This is a genomic window from Bradyrhizobium oropedii, from assembly GCF_020889685.1.
Lineage (GTDB): Bacteria > Pseudomonadota > Alphaproteobacteria > Rhizobiales > Xanthobacteraceae > Bradyrhizobium > Bradyrhizobium oropedii.
This window is the reverse complement of the sequence record NZ_JACMYO010000403.1, coordinates 1-1,834: the sequence shown is the minus strand read 5'-3', so window position 1 is coordinate 1,834 and position 1,834 is coordinate 1. Positions and strand designations below refer to the sequence as shown.

Genomic DNA, 1,834 nt, shown 5'->3' with positions numbered 1-1,834 from the left:
CCCGCAAGGGGGGAGGGAACCCTGCGGCCGGTGCGTCCCTTACGACGCAATAGAGCAATCACGCCGCGCTCACCTTCAGCTTCCGGTACTCCGTCGGGGTCACGCCTGTCGTCGCCTTGAAGGCGCGGTTGAAGGGGCCGAGGGACTGGAAGCCGGCATCCATCGCGATGGTGATGACAGGAACTTCGGCCTGCGAGGGGTCGGCGAGCGCTGCCTTGGCTTCCTCGATCCGGTGGTTGTTGAGGAAGACGTTGAAATTGCGGTAGCCGAGCCGCTGATTGATCAGCCGCCGCAAACGGTACTCGGGAATCTTCAGCCGGGTCGCCAGCGTGCCGATGGTGACGTTATCCTGGCGGTAGATGCGCTCGTCCGCCATCAGGCGCATCAGGGCATTGACCAGCTTCTGGTCGGCGGCCTCCTCCATCGCGGCCGGCTGCGCATTGGCAATGACGGGCTCGACCGGCAGGGCGAACAGATCGGCGCCATCGACGCGCATCATCGTCCAGGTGATGGCCGCGACGATGCCGGTGAGCACGGCGGCATTGAGCACATTGGCCCATTCCACCGTCACGCGGCTGCCGGCATATGCGATCTGCAGCAGCGCGTTCATCCCGCCGTAGAGCGCTGAGGCGGCGACGATGAAGACACGGACACGGCGGCGGCGCTCGACCAGATCCGCCGACCATGATCCGACGGTCTGCGCCACGGCAAGCGCGATGAAGACGAGCGCGAGCAGATTGACTGTGGTAATCGCCGCCCGCGCGTGGCCGCCGGGTGCGATCCACATGCAGTTGACGAAGCTGAACGTCACCACCGCGGCCCAGATCAGGCCGTGCCACCAACGCAGGACGAAGGTGTCATCGAACAGCGCGCGGGTGAACAGCCAGAACACCACGATGTCGCCGGTCGAAAGCGCGATCAGCGGTGCGTGCCAGATCGAGATCGGCTCCCCGGCGCCGATCGACGCGGTCACCGCATGTGCGGCCGTGCCGAGCGCGAAAGCGATCACGAGCCGCCCCGCCAACACGTTGCGGAAATCCGCGAACATCGAGGCCGCAAGCACCAGCAGCAGCGTCACCGCGGCGGCGCGCAGGCAGAGTTCGGTTGCGGCCAATGTCATCGGTCGAAAGCATCTCCGGGTCAGCCGAACAATCGTCGCTCAAGCGGGGCTTTTCAAGCCGGCTCGCGGCACCAACGCTCACGCGTCGTGACCCAGATATCGACGATATCGCCCTCGAGCTTGCCCGGCCCCTCGTTCACGGCACCGAGCCGCCGCGCCACGGCCTGCGAGGCGACGTTGGCCGGGTCGATGCAGTGGATGATGCGGTCGACCGTAAAATTGGCGAACGCGAAGTCGATCGCGGCGCGCGCCGCCTCCACCGCATAGCCTTTTCCGCGGTGCTCGTTGGCAATGCCCCAGCCGACCTCGAAGCCCGGCCATTCAGGCGGATAGTACGGCCCGACGCGGCCGATGTAGCGGCGGGAGGATTTCTCTTCGACCGCGAACATGCCGAAGCCGTGCAGCGCCCAATGGCCCGAGATGACGGCGGCGTTGCGCCAGCCTTTCAGCTCGGACGTGACCGGCTGATGATCCGGCGTGATGAAGCGAGCCGTCTCGGGATCGGACAGCATTTTTGTGTTGTCGGCGATATCGGATGCGCTCCACGGCCGCAGGATGAGCCGCGCCGTCTCGATCACGGGACCATCGACCCGCAACAGCTTTGCGTCCGGCCTGATCAGAGAAACCATCGCATCCTCCAGTTTCCGGAATTATGCCGTTGTCATCAAACGCACACCAGAGCCGAACACTCCGCCGTCGTCCGGGCGAAAGCCG

The 1,834-nt window shown here is 65.5% G+C and carries 2 protein-coding genes; both read right to left on the bottom strand.

The window, feature by feature from the left end; all coding sequences use genetic code 11:
• Positions 1 to 58: 58 nt before the first annotated feature.
• Positions 59 to 1,120 (bottom strand): helix-turn-helix domain-containing protein, encoded by a 1,062-nt coding sequence (locus H8A95_RS42840; RefSeq protein WP_229188427.1) that lies wholly within the window; start codon positions 1,118 to 1,120, stop codon positions 59 to 61.
• A gap of 53 nt (positions 1,121 to 1,173) precedes the next feature.
• Positions 1,174 to 1,749 carry a GNAT family N-acetyltransferase gene (locus H8A95_RS42835; protein ID WP_229188426.1) on the bottom strand — a complete coding sequence of 192 codons (576 nt, stop codon included), beginning with the start codon at positions 1,747 to 1,749 and terminating at the stop codon, positions 1,174 to 1,176.
• Positions 1,750 to 1,834: the final 85 nt, after the last annotated feature.

Coding starts and splice junctions, on each gene's coding strand:
- H8A95_RS42840 (WP_229188427.1), bottom strand. CDS start 1,120: ATGACATTGGCCGCAACCGAACTCTGCCTGCGCGCCGCCGCGGTGACG.
- H8A95_RS42835 (WP_229188426.1), bottom strand. CDS start 1,749: ATGGTTTCTCTGATCAGGCCGGACGCAAAGCTGTTGCGGGTCGATGGT.